This is a genomic window from Agrobacterium larrymoorei (assembly GCF_030819275.1).
Classification (GTDB): domain Bacteria; phylum Pseudomonadota; class Alphaproteobacteria; order Rhizobiales; family Rhizobiaceae; genus Agrobacterium; species Agrobacterium larrymoorei_B.
This window is the reverse complement of sequence record NZ_JAUTBL010000002.1, coordinates 744,978-762,620: the sequence shown is the minus strand read 5'-3', so window position 1 is coordinate 762,620 and position 17,643 is coordinate 744,978. Positions and strand designations below refer to the sequence as shown.

Genomic DNA, 17,643 nt, shown 5'->3' with positions numbered 1-17,643 from the left:
CGGTGCTTAGAAAACGAACATCCACAGCAGAACAACAACGAAAAACGGGACGCCCAGCGCCCACAGCAACAATCCTTTTAGCATGTCTCACTCTCCTATTAGCAAAGAGTGAACTATCGCTTTGACGGAATGTTCCAGCTGCAGATCAAGAAACGCGGTTTCAAGTTTCGAGTTAATTCATGTGTATCAGGGGCACAGCTATAGAGCAGCTTTTATCGAACCTGCTCTAAAATTGCGCATCAGCGGTTCAGGAGAAAATACTTCTGGGCTGTTTCGGCGCGATTGCGTAGAGCGGGTGGGAACGCATACTCGCCATTGACCGAATAGGAGAACCCTTCGGCGATCAAGGTTTCTTGCATGACGGCCCTGAGTTCATCCGTTGTGCGGTAGATCGCGTTGTAGGTATCGCCGAGCTCTTCGGAAAAATGCTCTTTCAGGGTGAGGCGTACATCGATGTCGGAAAGCGATTCCCGGATATAGATCTGCGACGAAGGTGCCGATAACTTGGAGATTAGTTCAAAGGTTTTCAGAACAGCCTCGTCGTTGAGATACAACAGTAAGGCGGTGACAATAACCAGATCATATGGCGGCTGAATTTTCAGCGTTTCCGCTTCTACAAACGGAACCTCGGCGACCTGAAACTGAATGTGCTCAGAGGAGCCGTTTTCTGCTTTCGCGCGCAAAATAAGCTCTTGGGAGAAATCCAGTCCCATGTAGCGGTGGCCCGCGTCACGATATGCGAGCGCGATCCTGCCTGCACCACAGCCCAACTCCAATATCGCCACCGGTAATGCGGGTCTGGGAAGCAGGTGCTCACACTCGTAGGCATTCCGGTCGCTTGCGATCGTAGAGCCTGCCGACTGTAGCATCACCGCATCAACCGCGCTGGCTTCTTTTTTCGCTCTCGAATTGAAGAAGCTTTGAATTTTTGCGCTGTCGATCGTTTCCTGCGTCTGGTATATTCGGCTCATAACAATCTCATTCTGGAATATCTCGGTAACCTGACGAAATCGCGATACACGCGTCTGCTAATATATTGATAGTGTCGATAACGGGAACCACACAATCATTTGCCAGAAAATCAAGTGGAACTTCGGTGCAACCCAATATTACAACCTCCGCGCCTTTTTCGATCAAGTTTGCTGCGGCCTTGGAATAAAGGTGAGCGGGGCGGGCGGGATCGCTTAGCTGCAGCGAACGATGATACCCCTTCTTTATATTGCAGATGCCGAGTGTCACCATCTGCTGGTACTCCGCAGCGGGATAGACGAGTTCTGTATTTAATTCGAGATTAGCGGCTTCCCGCTCGAAAAGACCTGCTTTTCTGGTACCATCTGAGCAAAGTATCCCGATCCGTCGTACATTGGGGACTAGGTTCACCGCAGATGCAAGACTTTCGGCAAGCAGGTTGAGGATAGGAATACCCGCTTCCCTAGCAATTTCCCGCCGCGCATAATGGGCAGTGTTGCAACACATAGCCACGAAGGACGCACCTGCGTTCTTCAGCTTTTCAGCCGCATCAACGTAGCCCGGCACAAAGCTTTCACCCCTGCCTTCCAAGTACATACTTCGGCTGGGAACCTGCGTCGCGTTGTACAGAAGCAACTCAGGATGGTGAGAATCTCTAAACGCGCCCTGAGCGGTTACCTTCTGCTCTATGCGCTGAACCAATTCGGCAGAGGCTGCGACACCTGCCCCACCAATGATGCCGATTATACGCTTCTTGTCGCTCATCAGTCCCTGCATATCAGGCACGGAGTTTCTCCAGACCGAAAAGGTGCAGATTCTCCTTGGCCAAAGCTAGATCCTGTTCGCTATCTATCTCGTATGCAATCAGCTCCTCAGCAGCTATGGGCAGATATTGACAAAGGTGCTCGTAGACCGGCGTATTGCCAATTTCCGCGAAAAAGTCGTTCGGCAGCCAGGAAATATTGGCCCACTCGTAGTCGGTCGGGTCTTCCCGTCGAAAGCTCGTGACCATTCCCTCTTCGATGGCGACGAAGACCGCATCGCGCGTTTTTGTTTTAGTGACGGCCAGACGCGGAAGACCCGGCACACATGACTTGAGGAAGGCTTTGAAACTTTCCTCTTCGACAAGCATGTCTCCATCCATGAAGAGAACATCGCCTTTCACGTGACGCGCTCCGAGTTCATAGCTGTGAAGTGTGGTGGTAGACCGAAAGCCTGGATTACGTACAACAATAACATCGTCCCTGACTTTACGAAGCTCTGCTATAACTTCCTTTTCTTCGAAGCCAGCAACGACACGCACATCTTCCACATCATGCAGAAGGTGAAGCAGGTGCTTCAGAATCTTTACACCTTCCACCTCAACGAGACACTTCGGCTTTCCGTGCCCCAACCGCGACCCGAGACCCGCGGCAGCGATTACAGCGTGTTTAACAATCGACATAAGGATTTTCCGTTAAGTGCAACGTAGTTTGAAACGGAGACGAGAGCATCGGGCGCAGCGTGCAACCCCATGAAAGCGACTCCGACATCGGCTACATCAAAAATGGGAATATCATTGAAGCCATCCCCGATCGACACAAGCCGATCAAAACGCTCCTTTAGCTCGAGGCCAGCCGCATTCTTACGCATAACCGAATCAAGAGCGACAATATTACCTTCCGCATCAAGCATAGCAGTCGAGGTATAAAATTTGCACGGAAGCCGCTCCATCAACGGCTTGATCCAGACATCGAGATTACCGGTAACAACGAAGCATCGGCTGGCGTTTTGATTGATAAAATCCTCGATATAGGGATCGAATTCTACCTCAGACACAATCGACCAGATTCTCTCAAGACCAGCGCTCCTCAGGATCGCAAACCGCAGCCTGAAGGAATCTTCGAAAGGAATTTTTCCTGCCATCGTAAGCTCTGTCAAAAGGCGCATCTCCGCCTCCAGACCCAACTCAGATGCAATCATCGGCAAAAGCTCGGCCTTAGTAATCGTTCCATCCAAATCGAATGCGAACGCCGTACCTCGAGCAACGGTATCCGGCACAAAAGAACTAAACTCAGAAACGAGATCTTGCTTTTGACTTAGTTGGCGATACATCTCATGACCCTATTTCACGGATACCGGTGAAACCCTCACGCCAGAACCAGAACGCCAATGGGCACCCGACATGAGGGCATCGTCTTACTATCAACATTAAGACTCAGAACTGTTCTCAGGCTGACCAACAACGCCAAGTCCGCTCGCTATGCAATCCATTATAATATCTGCAGCTGGACGTTGATTGGGCATCATGACACTCCGCAGGCGCGCACGATTCTCCTCGCGGCCCCACTTCCTGCCCGCTGCATAATCCAGGATTGCTTCCCTTGCCTGCTGAAACGTCGTAACCCGGTCAGCACATGCCTCCGCAAGAAGCCCCAGCTCATTGAACGGCACATGTCTCTGGGAGTCAAAAAAGATCAGTGGTTTATCGAAAAGCTGATATTCCGCCAAAAAGGCGACACCATCCGTAAGCATCAGGTCGGATGCCGCAAACAGTTCACCATATTGGCCTTCCGAAATGGCGCAGTTGGGAAGCGCCTGCCAGTCCCGCCTGAATGCATCCATGGCATCCTGAGACAGGTAGTCGTCACTCACAGCATAGGAAAACAATGCTGGATGGGGCTTCAACACAAACTCGATGTCCGGAGCGGATCGTGCCCACAGCAACATGTCCGCGCATATATTGTGGAACACGCCGAAAGCAAGCCAATCATCTCCGAGAGAATGATGAGGAGCCCAGATGACCTTGAAAGCTTTTTTTCCTGTATCGCCTATAGGCCACACCCCCTTGCCGAGTGCGGCAGTGAGACGCGCGTTTTTTGGGTAGCCGGAAAGAACTAGCTTATCAGGTACGGAATGGTGGAAACTAGCGAAATAGGCTTTCGTCTGCTCGGTCTCACAGAAAATCCGCCAGGCCGAACGATGATAGGGCTGATCAAACGCTCTTGAGGATATGTATGAAGGAGTTGGCTCCGAGTGCGTGAATTGCCGGACCATAGACATTCCATACGGGATCACGCAAAGCCTGGCGAATGCCAGCGCCTCCGTCGCAAAAGCCGGCGGATAGTCAACATCCCAGTGCGATTGACGGAATATCACATCAGGGGCAAGATAACTGAGCATATCATGCGCTTCGTCAAAACTTTGTGTCCCCAAGCGAATGTGATCAATTGCCTGACCATCCAAAGCCGCACTTACGATCTCTTCGCCGCTGTAGCCACTGTTGCCCGGAAACCGGCGATTAATGCTGACGACAACTGGATCGAAACGCGGATCACGGAGCATCGAGTGGTAAACCTCAGCCTGAGCGTCCCACGCTTCGATCATGTGCACCAAAAAGACACACCGAATTCGTGGAGCGGAGACAGGCCTGTTACGCAGACCGGAACTCACTAGCCGAAGCAGGGTGCGATGGTGACTGGTAACAATTCCTTCTATTCTTCCCGCGACCTCCCCCACTCCAGAACGTACAGCCTCGCCCAGCCCCAAGGTAGAGCCGGCAAGTTCACTCACCATAGCCGCAAGGCCAAGAGAGGCTTCCTGCACTTCCTGAAGATTAGCTTGCTGCCCGCCCAGAGATTCCTCCCGAAACGCCTGGAGGAAAGTGACCATCTCTACAATGATCTCCTCGTGCAACTGTTGACGCTGCGCAATGGAAGAAACCGCCGCTAGCAGATCATCAAGCTTGCGGCTCATCGTATCGACAGAGTTTTCGAGGCTAGAGTTCGTGAGTTTCATCGTAAGCTTTCATTAAACCTGACTAAACGATAACTAGATAAGAGCGGGCAGGATTGATACGGAATTGACTCCCCACCTGTATGTACTTTCACGACCTAATATCGGCACGAAACCGCCCAAAAAGCGCTCCATCGCCCAACGTCATTAGATGAACTGCTCAAGATAACTGGAGAGGTCGAAGCCCGCATCATCGCGCTTCATCGGCTCTCCGAAACTTGGATCCATCCGCAGCCACGCGTGAGGGCCGCTATCGCCTAAGGGGATGTCGCGGGTCATACGCTGTTGCAGCGATGGATGCAGGAGTTCAATGATGTCGTCGGTAATCATGGGGTCGACCACCACCGGCTGGAGACTAAACGCCTCGGCCTCCTTCGCGGCCAGGGAAAGTCCAGCGAGTTGCTTGATCGTATCCGGTGACGATTCGGAGAGCGGCACTTCCTGATAGGCGCGCATACGGTGATAAAGAATATACGCTTCGGGCCAGTTCCCCGTCTCGATATGCAGCCTCAGCGCAACGCTTTGTCGGTTGAGCATGAACATGATCAGCTTGTTTAGGAAATCTTGACGCTCATAGCCGGACGGCTTCTTATGCCTCCACATCAGTGACGCAAGAAATTCCAGGCCTCCACGATAGGTATCCCACTGGAACATGCATTCATTGTTGCCCTGCTGCAGGCGAGGATCGTCCGAGATGGCGGTAACGCGCGCAAACGGCTCCGGCATGAAGAGGATTTCGGTATGTTCCAGCGCCCTTCCAGTGAAGAGATAGGCCCAGAAGATGAACGGCGTCGCACTCGAAATGGATTTGGCCAGGATATCTCGCCGAACGATCATGAATTCTGGAAAGATGTGATACCCGAAGATGAAATCGAGGAAAGCGCCATAATCACCCTTGGCTATCCGCGTAGGACCGGAAACGCGGTAGAACGGCCCAACGTCCCGCTGGCCGCCACGCGCATCCACCAACATCCAGGGGGCCTGAACCATACCGACACCCGGATCGCGCTCCATGATCTCGATATACTCCTTGACCTTTTCGGGAATGAGCAGATCGTCATCGCCCAGAAACACCGCATAGCGTCCGCGCGCGCGGCGCATCGCAAAGGCGTAGTTGCTGACGAAACCGGAGTTCTTCACCCGGCGATAGGCATTGATTTCGGGGATACCCTCCAGGGACTCAATATAGGCGCCCGTATCGTCCGTCGAGCAATCATCAACGATAACAATTTCGAAAGGTACCTGAAGCGTCCGGAACCGCTCCAGATGGAAAGATACGTTCCGCTCCAGCAGGAACTGTCGGTTATAGGTAGGAACACAGATAGACAGAAGAATTTCAGAATTCGACATCGCGGGGGCCGCCTGCAAACAACGATAGCATCGACCATCAGGACGAATTCACCTTGAGGCAGGAACACGGCTTTAACGCCTCAACTGCCGGGAAAATTCGCAAAGCCCGAAGACGGATGCGGATTGATCTTTGGTCCGACCCAACCTTCTTGCCCCGTAACAAAAGCGGGAAGACGGATCATCGAGACAGCCTTAGCGCGTCCGGCTTTTGCGAAACTTATGGAGTTCGTTGACTGATCCCTGTTGACGACAGCACGCCTGGACCAGACGGTGCGACACTTATCACTCGGCTAATAATGCAAAAAATCCAGCCGTAGGCAGCATAAGTCGCAATTGATTTTGGAGGGTTATCGGGATCTAAAACCTAGGCCGCACAGGCTTAAGCTGGTCGGAGTGAGAGGATTCGAACCTCCGACCCCGTCGTCCCGAACGACGTGCGCTACCAGACTGCGCTACACTCCGTGACCAGCGGCGTTTCTATAGACCAGCATCCGGCTCTCGACAAGCGGCGGTTACGAAATTTTTGTGACATGTGCTTCGGAAAGAAATGAAGGAGTTAGGTGCGCGGGAATCGTTACAAAAAAGCAATTGTGGCAAGAAATTTTGATCAGCGCTTCACTTGGCACTGCCCAGTTCCCGTAAATCTGTTAGGGGAAACGCATTTCCCGGCGACGATGCCGGACAGGCACAAAGGACCTTTCACCATGCGTTTGCGCATCGCACTGCTCGCGGGCCTCTCCATCGCCCTCTCCGCTTGCACCACCACGCCCTCCATCGCCACGAAGAGCCCGGTCGAGACCCGTTGGGTCGGCCAATCCGCCGGCATCTTCTTTGCCAAGTTCGGCCCGCCTCTCAGCGATGTATCCAATGGCAACAGCACGACCTACACATGGCGTGGCGGTTACAAGAAGGCGAAGATTCCAGCGAAGTATGATGAAAAGGACGGCAAGCGTGGCCGCCAGATTTCTCCGGCTCGCAGCGCCTCTCTGTCTTGCACCGTTCAGTTGAACGTCGATTCCAACTACAAGATCAGCTCGATCCGCACCGTTTCCGATCGTCCGGGCGTTAACGGTCCGAGCTACTGCGCGGAATTCCTCGCCGGCGAATAAAGGCTCGACGTCATTGCGAAGCCTGCATTGCCCGCCTGATTTCGTCAGGCGGGTTTTCTTTGGTATTGAAAAGGTGGCTTACTGCTCTTGCGGCGTCGCGCATGTCAGTCATGCAAAAATGCATATCTTCAATCTAAACCGATTTAATTTAGGCATAGCTGAATTCGCGTCGATCTGCGCAAGACGAGACGGCACGACCTATATGTCCGTAAACGCTTATAAAATACGTCAGGAATGATTTGCTGCGCCTCCTGGATTCTGCCGCACTAACATTTCTTTGACAATCAAAGGAGCGATTTCAGCCTCGTGCTGGCCATGTTGTGACATGGAGGTCGATGGTCTATTGCGGCGCACAAATCTAATAAAGCGCAATGTAATAGGGTAGCGACGTGATCAAGAACGATAAGGGCAGCACACTGCCAACCGAATTTTCCCACAACTCCTTCAGCATGAACCGTCGGCAGGTTCTTGGAACTGCCTTGGCAGGTCTCGCTGCCGCCGCCCTCCCTGGCGTTCCGGCGCTCGCTCAATCGGCCGATAAAAAAGTGGACGTGCTGCTCATCGGTGGCGGCATCATGAGTGCGACGCTCGGCATCTGGTTGCGCGAATTGGAGCCGAACTGGTCGATCCAGATGCTTGAGCGCCTGGATGCGGTGGCTCTTGAAAGCTCCAATGGCTGGAACAATGCCGGCACCGGGCACTCCGCGCTTGCGGAATTGAACTACACGCCCGAAACCGCCAATGGCGGCATCGATATTTCCAAGGCGGTCGAGATCAACGAGTCCTTCCAGATCTCCCGCCAGTTCTGGGCCTGGCAGGTGCGCAATGGCGTTCTGAAAAATCCGCGCTCCTTCATCAACCACACGCCGCATATGAGCTTTGTCTGGGGCGATGAGAATGTTGCCTATCTTGAAAAGCGCTATGAGGCGCTGAAGGCGAGCCCGCTGTTTGCCGGCATGCAATATTCGACCGATCCGGAACAGATCAAGAAGTGGGTGCCGCTGATGATGGAAGGACGTGATCCCTCCCAGAAGATCGGCGCCACCTGGTCGCCGCTCGGCACCGATATGGAGTTTGGCGAGATTACCCGCCAGTTTGTGTCTCACCTGAAGAGCACGTCGAATTTCGACCTGCAGGTTTCCAGCGAGGTCGATGCCATCGAGCGCAATGCCGATGGCTCCTGGCGCGTCAGCTACACCAATTCGACGAGCGGTTCCGAGCACTCGATCGACGCGAAATTCGTCTTCATCGGCGCTGGTGGCGGCGCGCTTCATCTGCTGCAAATGTCGGGAATTCCGGAGGCCGAAGATTACGGCGGCTTCCCGGTCGGCGGCTCGTTCCTGGTCAACGAGAACCCGGATGTCAGCATGCTGCATCTGGCGAAGGCCTATGGCAAGGCATCGGTCGGCTCTCCGCCCATGTCCGTGCCGCACCTCGACACCCGCGTCATCGGTGGCAAGCGCATCGTTCTCTTCGGACCGTTCGCAACCTTCTCTACCAAATTCCTCAAGGAAGGCTCCTATTTCGACCTTCTGACCTCCACGACCATGAGCAACATCTGGCCGATGATGCAGGTCGGCGTCGAGGAGTATCCGCTGGTTGAATATCTGGCCGGACAGTTGATGTTGTCCGACGAAGATCGGATCGCGGCACTGCGCGAATATTTCCCCAAGGCAAAGGCGGATGAGTGGCGCCTGTGGCAGGCGGGCCAGCGCGTGCAGATCACCAAGCGCGATCCGGAAAAGGGCGGCGTCCTGAAGCTCGGCACAGAAGTCGTTGCCGCCAAGGATGGCAGCATTGCAGGCTTGCTCGGTGCTTCTCCGGGCGCCTCCACCGCCGCCCCGATCATGCTCGGGGTGCTGCAGAAAGTCTTCAAGGACAAGGTGGCTTCGCCGGAATGGCAAGCGAAACTGCGCGAGATCGTTCCAAGCTATGGCACGAAGCTGAATGCGGATCCAGAGAAAGTTCAGCAGGAATGGGACTACACCGCCGAACATCTACAACTGCCGACACCGCCACGCATCGATGTGTCTGCGCTGAGCTCATCGGCTCCGGTTGATGCGCCGGTTAAGAAGACGCCGGATATGGCGCTTTAATCAAATCGAAACATCGATCCTTAAAAGCCGCGTACCCTATGGGCGCGGCTTTTTTTGCCCGGAAGGCAAGAGACGGGCGCTAAAGAAACCAGAGAGCCGACTCTATTCAGATCCTCAGAGATCGCGAAAAGCCTTAGCATCTGGTCAGCGTCTCAATGCGCTCTGCATTGCATGATCAAAATGAAAAGAAAAAATGGCTGGGGCGCCAGGATTCGAACCTGGGAATGCCGGTACCAAAAACCGGTGCCTTACCGCTTGGCGACGCCCCAACGAAGCAAGTGGGTAAAACGCCACTGCCTGAACGGCGCCTGATTAGCAAAGCATGGCGGCAGCGGCAATCATTAAGTTTGTGCTGGTCCAGATTTCTTGTGGGTGCTGTGGTATCTTCGTGATAGGTCGTGAACGACCAGCACGGCCGCAAAAGCGCTAAGCGGCTTTACGATGATCCCATGCGCTAAAACAACGGCTTGAGACGTGCCGTGAACTTACAAAATCGCGTGTCGTTGTACCAAGCATTGTGAAGAGCTTTCGCACCATGGCAGACCCCGCATTCGATCTTGAATTTCAACCGGCCTACGGCACGGCGGTGACTGTCGCGGAGAATGTTCAACGGCTCACGGTCAACAATCCGTCGGCCTTCACCTTCCATGGCACCAACAGCTATATCGTCGGCGATCGCTCGGTGGCGGTCATCGATCCGGGTCCAGAGGATGAAGATCATTTTCAGGCACTGATGCGTGCGCTGGAAGGCCGGCAGGTGACGCATATTTTCGTCAGCCACACGCATCGGGATCACTCGCCGTTGGCGAAACGGCTTAAGGCAGCGACCGGCGCAATCACCGTGGCCGAAGGGCCGCATCGTTCGGCGCGGCCGCTGCATGACGGTGAGCGCAATCCCTTCGCGGAAAGCGCAGATAGCGATTTCGTGCCGGATCTGGCTCTTGGCGACAATGGGACAGTTGCGGGCGATGGCTGGGCGTTGACCGCGCTCCACACGCCGGGTCACACGGCCAACCATGCGGCTTTCGCGCTGGATCGTGACGGCATCGTTTTTTCCGCAGACCATGTGATGGCCTGGGCAACGACCATCGTTGCGCCGCCCGATGGGGCGATGAGTGATTATATGGCGTCGCTCGACAAGCTTCTCGAACGGGATGACAGGCTGTTCCTGCCCGGTCATGGTGGTCCAGTCAAAGATCCGGCGGCCTTCATGCGCGGGCTTCGCACTCATCGCCGCATGCGGGAAAAAGCTGTGCTGACCAGGATCAAGGCAGGCGACCGGACGATCGCGGAGATGGTGAAGGTGATCTACCGCAGCACCGATCCGCGCCTGCATGGCGCAGCGGCACTTTCCGTTCTCGCTCATATCGAAGATCTGATTGAAAAAGGTCTGATTGAGACCGATGGTCCGCCGTCGTTGACCGGTTTTTATCTACCGAAATAGGGGAACGGATGAGCGCCGCCTATAGCTATCGTAACGACCCCTCCGTTCCGCACTTCCTGGACGATAAGCCATTGATCATCTTCGATGGCGAATGCGGTTTCTGCTCCCGGGATATCGATTTCGTTCTTCGCCGCGACAAGCAAGGGCTGTTTCGGTTCACGCCGGCGCAATCTCCTCTCGGTGCCGCGCTGATGCGTCATTACGGTTTCCGCACCGATGATTACGAGACGAGCCTTCTCATCGAGAACGGCGTCGTCCATGCTTACTCCGACAGCGTGCTGCGCGTGATCGAACTGCTGGGCGGCATGTTGGGGATGACCGCAACAGTGATGCGCCTGGTGCCGCGCTTCCTACGCGATCGCGTCTACCGGCTGGTTGCTCGAAACCGCATGAAGATTGCCGGGCGGCGCCAGACGTGCCGGGCACCCACGCCGCAAGAGCGCGAGCGTTTCTTGTAGATTAGTTGTCGTTGAGACCCTGCATCTCAGCGTCCAACGCGTCGAGATAGCTGTCGGCGATCTTCTTGCCCATACCGAGATCATGCGGACCGAAGCGCGAGGCGACGCGGACATCCACAAGTGTCGTTTCCGTGTCTTCGCGCAGGCGGATCAAGACATCGAAACGCGCACCCAAAATAAGAGTGCGCATATCTCCCTGCATCAACACGGTGCCGCTGCCGTTGAAGAAGGTCGGGGCCGGTGCTTCCGCCGGCCGCGCCAGCGGCACAGGCACAATGGCGGGCAGATCTTCGACGGGCGTGTCCGTGGCACCCTCCTGCACGTCCTGCTTTGGGGCACCCGGCTGCGCATCCGGCAAGGCACCAATCAGGCCGTCGGTTTGCAAGATGCGGATGTGCTGAGCCTTCGCCACCTTCCGCGCGGCGGTGTAGACCCGGTCGATCGCGCCTTCGTAGCGGTGGCCGAGGAAGCCGGGATAGGCCTCCAGCTGCGCGTCGCGTTCGGGTTTCGAGACGGCCGCCGGACGCGGCAGCCATTGCTGGTTGGCCGAGGGGATCGACAGCCAGTTCGGAACATCGACCGTATCGGTCGTCACATCATAGATTTGCGGGTTCTGCCAATAGAGGAAGCCACCATAGGCGACCACGCCAAGCGGGATGGCAGAGAGCAGCAAGGCGTAAAGCGACCACACCCCGCCCTTTGCACCGACAGACCAGAGACGTTGAAGGCCAATGAGCGCGAGCACGACAGAGACAGCGGCAATGCCAGCGGAAATCAGGGTGAGCGCAATGAAATCCGGCGTCGTCAGCGGACCGAAACGGTGCAAGGGGGCCGCAATCAGAAACAGCAGGAGGGCTGCAAAACCGAGATAACGGGAGAGATAAGCCGCATGGGAAACGGGTCTAACGAAACGCACTGTCATGAAGCAGCACCCGCACACACATGCATTACAAAAAAGCGCCCCAGAGACATTTGTCTGCCTGAATCACCGATACCGGGTTGTCATAAAGCGTTTCCGAAGGAAATGGAATCGCTGCACCCATTTTGCTTAACAGGGTACCGCAACCTTTCCTGAAAGCGGGACTTTTACACATCACCAATTGGGCGTATCAGAGCAAGAAAACGCCAAGCTGGGATCAGGGCTTCCAGAGGAGTGATGACTATGCGTGTTTCGATCGTTCTCGGTTCACTTGCCGCCATGCTGGCACTGACCGCGTGCCAGACGCTGACGCCGGAAGAACGCCGCGCGCGCGACGAGGCAACCTGCCGCGGCTATGGCTTCCGCCCGAACACCGATCAGATGGCGCGCTGCCTGCTCGATCTCGATCTCGACCGTAGGGCCGATAACCGGGCATGGCAGGCGCAGGTCAACCGCGACATGTTCTGGTCACCGGTTGTCGTCGAGCGCCGGGTCATCGTCGAAAACCACTAACTGGCGCCTTACAGTGAAACGACTTTCTTAGCAGGTGCGGCCTGCCGCTGCTGCGCCTGCGACAGCGTTGCCTGAGCGGCGGCCAGCCGGGCAATCGGCACACGGAAGGGCGAGCAGGATACGTAATCCAGCCCGACATTTTCACAGAAATCGATGGAAGTCGGATCGCCTCCATGCTCACCGCAGATGCCAAGCTTGAGCTCGGAGCGCGTCTGCCTGCCGCGGTCCGCGGCAATGCGAATCAACTCTCCTACCCCGTCGAAATCGAGCGACACGAAGGGATCGCGCTCGATGATGCCCTTGCGTTGATAGGTGTTGATGAAGCGCGCCGCATCGTCGCGCGAAATGCCGAAGGTGGTCTGCGTCAAGTCGTTGGTGCCGAAGGAGAAGAATTCCGCAGCCTCGGCGATGACATGGGCGCGAAGGGCGGCGCGCGGCAGCTCGATCATCGTGCCGGTTAGATATTCCAGCGTCATGCCACTCTCTGCCGCAACCTCTGACGCAACGCGGTCTATCACCCCGCGAACGTAATCTAGTTCGGAGCGCAGGCTGACAAGCGGCACCATGATTTCCGGAACGACCGGCGCACCGGTACGGCGCGCGGCTTCAACTGCTGCCTCGAAGATAGCACGCGCCTGCATCTCTGCAATCTCGGGATAGGAGATCGCCAGGCGGCAGCCGCGGTGGCCAAGCATGGGATTGAACTCATGCAGCGCATCGAGCCTCTGGCGGAACAGAGTCTGCGGCATGCCCATGGCAGCCGCAACCTCAACGATCTCGCCATCGGTCTTCGGCAGAAACTCGTGCAGCGGCGGATCAAGCAGGCGGATCGTCACCGGCATGCCATGCATGATGGAGAAGAGTTCGGTGAAGTCCTCTCGTTGCATCGGAAGCAACTGGTCGAGCGCTGCGCGCCGGCCCGCCTCATCCTCCGCGAGGATCATTTCGCGCATCACATGGATACGCTCGCCTTCGAAGAACATGTGCTCGGTGCGGCAAAGGCCAATGCCCTCGGCACCGAAGGCGCGGGCAGCGCGCGCATCGGCAGGCGTATCGGCATTGGTGCGGACTGTCATACGCCGCGCGCCATCGGCCCATTCCATCAGCTTGCCGAAATCGCCGGAAAGTTCCGGCTGAGTCATCGGTACTTCGCCTTTCAGCACCCGCCCCGACGAACCGTCTATTGTAATGACATCGCCCTTGCGCAGCATGCAGCCCATGCCGATCAGCACGCCATTGCGCAAATCCACGCGCATCGAGCCAGCACCCGTGACGCAAGGAATGCCCATGCCGCGCGCCACCACGGCCGCGTGGCTTGTCATCCCTCCTCGCGTCGTCAGGATGCCCTCGGCCGCATGCATGCCATGAATATCTTCGGGGCTGGTTTCCATGCGCACCAGTATGACGCGGCGGCCTTCCGCCTTGGCGGCAACGGCTTCTTCGGCGCTGAAAACAATTTCTCCGGATGCAGCCCCAGGTGACGCCGGCAGGCCTGAGCCGATGATCGGTCTTTCGATAGAGCTATCGATGGTGGGATGCAGCAGCTGATCCAGCGAAGAAGGATCGATCCGGCAGACAGCTTCATCGGCGGTGATCAGGCCTTCCTCGACCATATCGACGGCGATCTTCATGGCCGCACGCGTCGTGCGCTTGCCGCACCGGGTCTGGAGCATCCAAAGCTGCCCGCGCTCGATGGTGAACTCCATATCCTGCATATCGCGATAATGGGTTTCCAACTGCTTGCAGATCACCAGGAATTCCTGAAATGCCTCCGGCATCAGCTTTTCCATCGACGGCTTGTCGGAGCCGGAGGCGATGCGGGCCGCCTCGGTGATGGATTGCGGCGTGCGGATGCCCGCGACCACGTCTTCGCCTTGCGCGTTGACGAGGAACTCACCGTAAAGCTCTTGTTCCCCTGTCGACGGGTTGCGGGTGAAAGCAACGCCTGTGGCAGAGGTGGAGCCGAGATTGCCGAACACCATGGCCTGAACATTGACCGCCGTTCCCCAATCGCCAGGGATTTTGTGCAGATGGCGGTAGGTGACGGCACGCGTGTTCATCCAGCTGGAAAAGACAGCGCCGATTGCGCCCCAGAGCTGGACTTCCGTATCCTGCGGAAAGGGTTCATCCAACTCGTCTTCGACCAGTTGCTTGTAGCGCGACACCACATGCTGCCACTCGTCGGCGGAAAGCTCCGTATCATATTCGTGACCGAGACGGCCCTTTTCATCCTCAAGGATTTCCTCGAAGACCTCATGGTCAAGACCCATGACGACATCGGCATACATCTGGATGAAGCGGCGATAGCTATCCCACGCGAAACGGGCATCACCGGAATCCTCGCAGAGCGCCTGCACCGTCTCGTCATTGAGACCGAGATTGAGAACGGTATCCATCATGCCGGGCATGGAGGCACGCGCACCGGATCGGACGGAAAGCAGGAGTGGACGCGGGCCTGCGCCGAATTTGCGGCCGGTCATCGCTTCCATGCCGGCGATCCCGCTTGAAACCTGCAGCTTCAGGTCATTGGGGAGTTGGCGTCCGCCCTGGTGGTAGCGGCCGCAGACTTCGCTGATAATGGTGAAGCCGGGCGGAACAGGCAGGCCGAGGCTTGCCATTTCGGCAAGATGCGCACCCTTGCCTCCCAATATGGCAACATCACTCGCGCGGCCTTCGGCAGCACCGTTGCCAAAGGTATAAACCCATTTCTTCATTATACGCTCTCCACCCAGAAGCGTTCTTGTTTTTCAACCCATTATAGCATTGTCACACCGTTGGGAACGCCAGAGAGTGCAAGATGACAGTGCAGTGCAGCATAATTGCGGCATTGGCGGCCCAGGGATGGCGAAACGCCCGCGGCGAGCGCGGGCATCCATTGTTACGGGTTATCTCCGAGAGCTGCTCTTAAAATGTGTCGCGATCGTTCAGATACGCTTCTCACACTTCAAGTCTTTGATCTCATGTCGTTATCGCAAAACCATTGCGCAACTTTTGCTTGGACCTTGCTATCACAACTCTTGCCAGTCCTGCTTGACCGCTGCATTGCCGTTGAAGGCGGTTGCGAGCTTGCGGCCAAGCGCACGGGCTGGTGACGCTGCCGGACGCTCCGCAGGGGTTGCCGCACGGATCGGGGCCTCGAAGGTGGCAGACAGCTTGAACTGGCCGAGAAGCTGGTTCAGCGAAGAGGCTTCACGGGCAAGACCATGGCTGGCCGCCGTCGTCTCTTCCACCATCGCCGCATTCTTCTGCGTGTCCTGATCCATCTGGTTCACAGCCGTGTTGATCTGCTGCAGACCGGAAGACTGCTCCTGTGCCGCTTCCACGATCGCCATGACGTGACGGTTGATCTCCTGCACTTCCGCAACGATCGTCTCAAGCGCACGACCTGTTTCACCGACAAGCTCAACACCTTCCTGAACCTGGGTGTTGGAGGTGGAGATCAGGCCCTTGATGTCCTTGGCAGCACTGGCGGAGCGCTGCGCCAGTTCACGCACTTCCTGCGCAACGACGGCAAAGCCCTTGCCTGCTTCACCAGCACGTGCGGCTTCGACGCCGGCGTTCAGCGCCAGAAGGTTGGTCTGGAAGGCGATCTCATCAATCACGCTGATGATGTTGGAGATTTCGCCCGACGACTTCTCGATCCGCTCCATGGCAACGACGGCCTTGCGAACGACCTCACCCGACTGTTCGGCACCGGTGCGCGCCTTGGCGACCAGATGACCGGCTTCCTGGGCGCGACGGGTGGAGTCCTTCACCGTGGTGGTGATCTCTTCCAGTGCGGCAGCGGTTTCCTCGACGGAGGCTGCCTGCTGTTCGGTCCGCTTGGCAAGATCGTCGGCGGCCGAACGGATTTCATTCGCACCAGCATCGATACCACGGGCGTTCTCCGCCACGCGGGTCAGGGCCGACTGAAGCTTCTCGGCAGAGGCGTTGAAGTTCTCACGCACGACATCGAGATGGGCCACGAAAGGCTGGCTGATGCGATAGCACACATCGCCATCCGACAGGCGCGACAGGCCGTTTGCCAAATGGTCGACAGCAAACTGCGTGTCCTCGGCTTCCTTCGCCTTCTGTTCGTCGCGAGCAATCCGCTCCTTCTCCGACAGGCTGCGATTGGCGTCAGCCTCCTGTTCCAGACGGATGCGCTCCAGCGCATTCTCGCGGAAGACGGAGACCGCCTGCGCCATCTGCCCAACCTCGTCCTTGCGATCGACGCCGTCGATCTCTCCGCGCGTTTCGCCACCGGCAAGCGACACCATACGCGCACGCAGCTTTTCAATCGGTGCCGTGATGCCTCTGGAAACACAGAACAGGGCCGCGCCGATGAAGGCGAGAAAAGCCAGACCGATGCCGATCAACGAGTGTTTGATGGTTCTTGTTGCCTGTGCGGATAGAACCTGCACGCCTTTCGCGGTTTCCGCAGCATTTGCGTTATTCCAACCCCGGAGATCGGCGCGATAATCCACGACGCGGGAGCCTATCTTTCCGATTTGGAGGCGTGCGTCATCTAGATTACCAGCCTTGATGAGATCAACGCTGGAATTCGCCAGATCGATGATCTCCTTACCTCTTTGAATGAACTTATTCGCTTCGGCGCTGACAGAAGGATCGAGCCGCTTGGCCTCTTCCATGCGCTTGATAAACAATTCGGCGTCGTTTCTATACAGTGCTTCGATTGCGCCCATGTCGCCACCGATCACCTTGATGCGAAGAATTTCGTTGACGGCAAAACCTACGCCGACGATCGCGGTGGACGCTCTGAACAGACTCGTCGACGCGGCAGCGTTGTTGTCGAAATAGCGCACATAGGCACCATTTGCCTGATTGTAACTATGCGCCAGAAAGCCGGCGCCAGCCATGCCGACCGCGACCATTGGGAGGAGGATCGCCAGGATCTTGTAACGAATTTTAATATTGTCAAAGAGGATCATGTGTTCTCGCAGGACTAAGAAATAACAAGAAAAGACCCGGATACCCTCCTCGAAATCCAGCATGCCATTTCTTGCCACAA

14 protein-coding genes and 2 tRNA genes are annotated in these 17,643 nt (G+C 56.4%); 5 read left to right on the top strand and 11 right to left on the bottom strand.

The genetic code is table 11. The features are described 5' to 3' along the window. Window positions 1–239: 239 nt before the first annotated feature. From QE408_RS12190 to QE408_RS12160, 7 genes are all read right to left on the bottom strand, one after another. Window positions 240–971, bottom strand: coding sequence for a class I SAM-dependent methyltransferase (locus QE408_RS12190; RefSeq protein WP_306931511.1), 732 nt, complete (start codon window positions 969–971; stop codon window positions 240–242). A 7-nt stretch (window positions 972–978) separates the two neighbouring features. Beyond that, window positions 979–1,746, bottom strand: a complete 768-nt coding sequence (locus tag QE408_RS12185) for an aspartate/glutamate racemase family protein (RefSeq protein ID WP_306934781.1) — start codon at window positions 1,744–1,746, stop codon at window positions 979–981. A gap of 1 nt (window position 1,747) precedes the next feature. Beyond that, window positions 1,748–2,413: an NTP transferase domain-containing protein gene (locus QE408_RS12180; protein WP_306931510.1), complete on the bottom strand. Its 666-nt coding sequence runs from the start codon at window positions 2,411–2,413 to the stop codon at window positions 1,748–1,750. Then, complete coding sequence (locus QE408_RS12175) at window positions 2,389–3,063, bottom strand: HAD-IB family phosphatase (protein WP_306931508.1); 675 nt, start codon at window positions 3,061–3,063, stop codon at window positions 2,389–2,391. The genes QE408_RS12180 and QE408_RS12175 overlap by 25 nt, the downstream gene beginning before the upstream one ends. A 96-nt stretch (window positions 3,064–3,159) precedes the next feature. Beyond that, a complete protein-coding gene (locus QE408_RS12170; RefSeq protein WP_306931506.1) occupies window positions 3,160–4,746 on the bottom strand; it encodes a CDP-glycerol glycerophosphotransferase family protein in 1,587 nt (528 codons plus the stop codon). Window positions 4,747–4,890: 144 nt separating this feature from the next. After that, on the bottom strand, window positions 4,891–6,093 hold the full coding sequence (locus QE408_RS12165) for a glycosyltransferase family 2 protein (protein WP_306931504.1): 1,203 nt from the start codon (window positions 6,091–6,093) through the stop codon (window positions 4,891–4,893). Window positions 6,094–6,478: 385 nt separating this feature from the next. Then, window positions 6,479–6,555: transfer RNA gene (locus QE408_RS12160), tRNA-Pro, on the bottom strand. 242 nt (window positions 6,556–6,797) lie between these two features. Here QE408_RS12160 and QE408_RS12155 point away from each other — a divergent pair. Continuing rightward, window positions 6,798–7,202 (top strand): hypothetical protein, encoded by a 405-nt coding sequence (locus QE408_RS12155; protein WP_306931503.1) that lies wholly within the window; start codon window positions 6,798–6,800, stop codon window positions 7,200–7,202. 449 nt (window positions 7,203–7,651) lie between these two features. After that, complete coding sequence (mqo, locus tag QE408_RS12150) at window positions 7,652–9,298, top strand: malate dehydrogenase (quinone) (protein ID WP_306934780.1); 1,647 nt, start codon at window positions 7,652–7,654, stop codon at window positions 9,296–9,298. Window positions 9,299–9,492: 194 nt separating this feature from the next. Here the strand turns inward: mqo and QE408_RS12145 are convergent. Next, window positions 9,493–9,567 (bottom strand) — tRNA-Gln (locus tag QE408_RS12145). Between the two features lie 266 nt (window positions 9,568–9,833). Here QE408_RS12145 and QE408_RS12140 point away from each other — a divergent pair. Together QE408_RS12140 and QE408_RS12135 are read left to right on the top strand one after the other, a co-directional pair. Continuing rightward, window positions 9,834–10,742, top strand: coding sequence for an MBL fold metallo-hydrolase (locus tag QE408_RS12140; RefSeq protein ID WP_306931502.1), 909 nt, complete (start codon window positions 9,834–9,836; stop codon window positions 10,740–10,742). An 8-nt stretch (window positions 10,743–10,750) separates the two neighbouring features. Then, complete coding sequence (locus QE408_RS12135) at window positions 10,751–11,200, top strand: thiol-disulfide oxidoreductase DCC family protein (protein WP_306931501.1); 450 nt, start codon at window positions 10,751–10,753, stop codon at window positions 11,198–11,200. A 1-nt stretch (window position 11,201) separates the two neighbouring features. Here QE408_RS12135 and QE408_RS12130 read toward each other — a convergent pair whose 3' ends face one another. After that, entirely contained in the window at window positions 11,202–12,122 is a 921-nt protein-coding gene (locus QE408_RS12130) for a DUF1499 domain-containing protein (protein ID WP_306931499.1), read from the bottom strand. 240 nt (window positions 12,123–12,362) lie between these two features. Between QE408_RS12130 and QE408_RS12125 the strand changes: the two genes are divergently transcribed. After that, complete coding sequence (locus QE408_RS12125; RefSeq protein ID WP_306931498.1) at window positions 12,363–12,632, top strand: hypothetical protein; 270 nt, start codon at window positions 12,363–12,365, stop codon at window positions 12,630–12,632. 8 nt (window positions 12,633–12,640) lie between these two features. Here the strand turns inward: QE408_RS12125 and ppdK are convergent, their stop codons facing one another. Then, the gene (ppdK, locus tag QE408_RS12120) at window positions 12,641–15,346 is read right to left on the bottom strand and encodes a pyruvate, phosphate dikinase (protein WP_306931496.1); all 2,706 of its coding nucleotides are present in this window, start codon (window positions 15,344–15,346) and stop codon (window positions 12,641–12,643) included. A gap of 294 nt (window positions 15,347–15,640) precedes the next feature. Then, entirely contained in the window at window positions 15,641–17,563 is a 1,923-nt protein-coding gene (locus QE408_RS12115; RefSeq protein WP_306931495.1) for a methyl-accepting chemotaxis protein, read from the bottom strand. Between the last annotated feature and the right edge of the window lie 80 nt (window positions 17,564–17,643).

Excerpts from the sequence above, each read along its gene's own strand:
- QE408_RS12190 (WP_306931511.1), bottom strand. The coding sequence starts at position 971 with ATGAGCCGAATATACCAGACGCAGGAAACGATCGACAGCGCAAAAATT.
- QE408_RS12185 (WP_306934781.1), bottom strand. The coding sequence starts at position 1,746 with ATGCAGGGACTGATGAGCGACAAGAAGCGTATAATCGGCATCATTGGT.
- QE408_RS12180 (WP_306931510.1), bottom strand. The coding sequence starts at position 2,413 with ATGTCGATTGTTAAACACGCTGTAATCGCTGCCGCGGGTCTCGGGTCG.
- QE408_RS12175 (WP_306931508.1), bottom strand. The coding sequence starts at position 3,063 with ATGTATCGCCAACTAAGTCAAAAGCAAGATCTCGTTTCTGAGTTTAGT.
- QE408_RS12170 (WP_306931506.1), bottom strand. The coding sequence starts at position 4,746 with ATGAAACTCACGAACTCTAGCCTCGAAAACTCTGTCGATACGATGAGC.
- QE408_RS12165 (WP_306931504.1), bottom strand. The coding sequence starts at position 6,093 with ATGTCGAATTCTGAAATTCTTCTGTCTATCTGTGTTCCTACCTATAAC.
- QE408_RS12155 (WP_306931503.1), top strand. The coding sequence starts at position 6,798 with ATGCGTTTGCGCATCGCACTGCTCGCGGGCCTCTCCATCGCCCTCTCC.
- mqo (WP_306934780.1), top strand. The coding sequence starts at position 7,652 with ATGAACCGTCGGCAGGTTCTTGGAACTGCCTTGGCAGGTCTCGCTGCC.
- QE408_RS12140 (WP_306931502.1), top strand. The coding sequence starts at position 9,834 with ATGGCAGACCCCGCATTCGATCTTGAATTTCAACCGGCCTACGGCACG.
- QE408_RS12135 (WP_306931501.1), top strand. The coding sequence starts at position 10,751 with ATGAGCGCCGCCTATAGCTATCGTAACGACCCCTCCGTTCCGCACTTC.
- QE408_RS12130 (WP_306931499.1), bottom strand. The coding sequence starts at position 12,122 with ATGACAGTGCGTTTCGTTAGACCCGTTTCCCATGCGGCTTATCTCTCC.
- QE408_RS12125 (WP_306931498.1), top strand. The coding sequence starts at position 12,363 with ATGCGTGTTTCGATCGTTCTCGGTTCACTTGCCGCCATGCTGGCACTG.
- ppdK (WP_306931496.1), bottom strand. The coding sequence starts at position 15,346 with ATGAAGAAATGGGTTTATACCTTTGGCAACGGTGCTGCCGAAGGCCGC.
- QE408_RS12115 (WP_306931495.1), bottom strand. The coding sequence starts at position 17,563 with ATGATCCTCTTTGACAATATTAAAATTCGTTACAAGATCCTGGCGATC.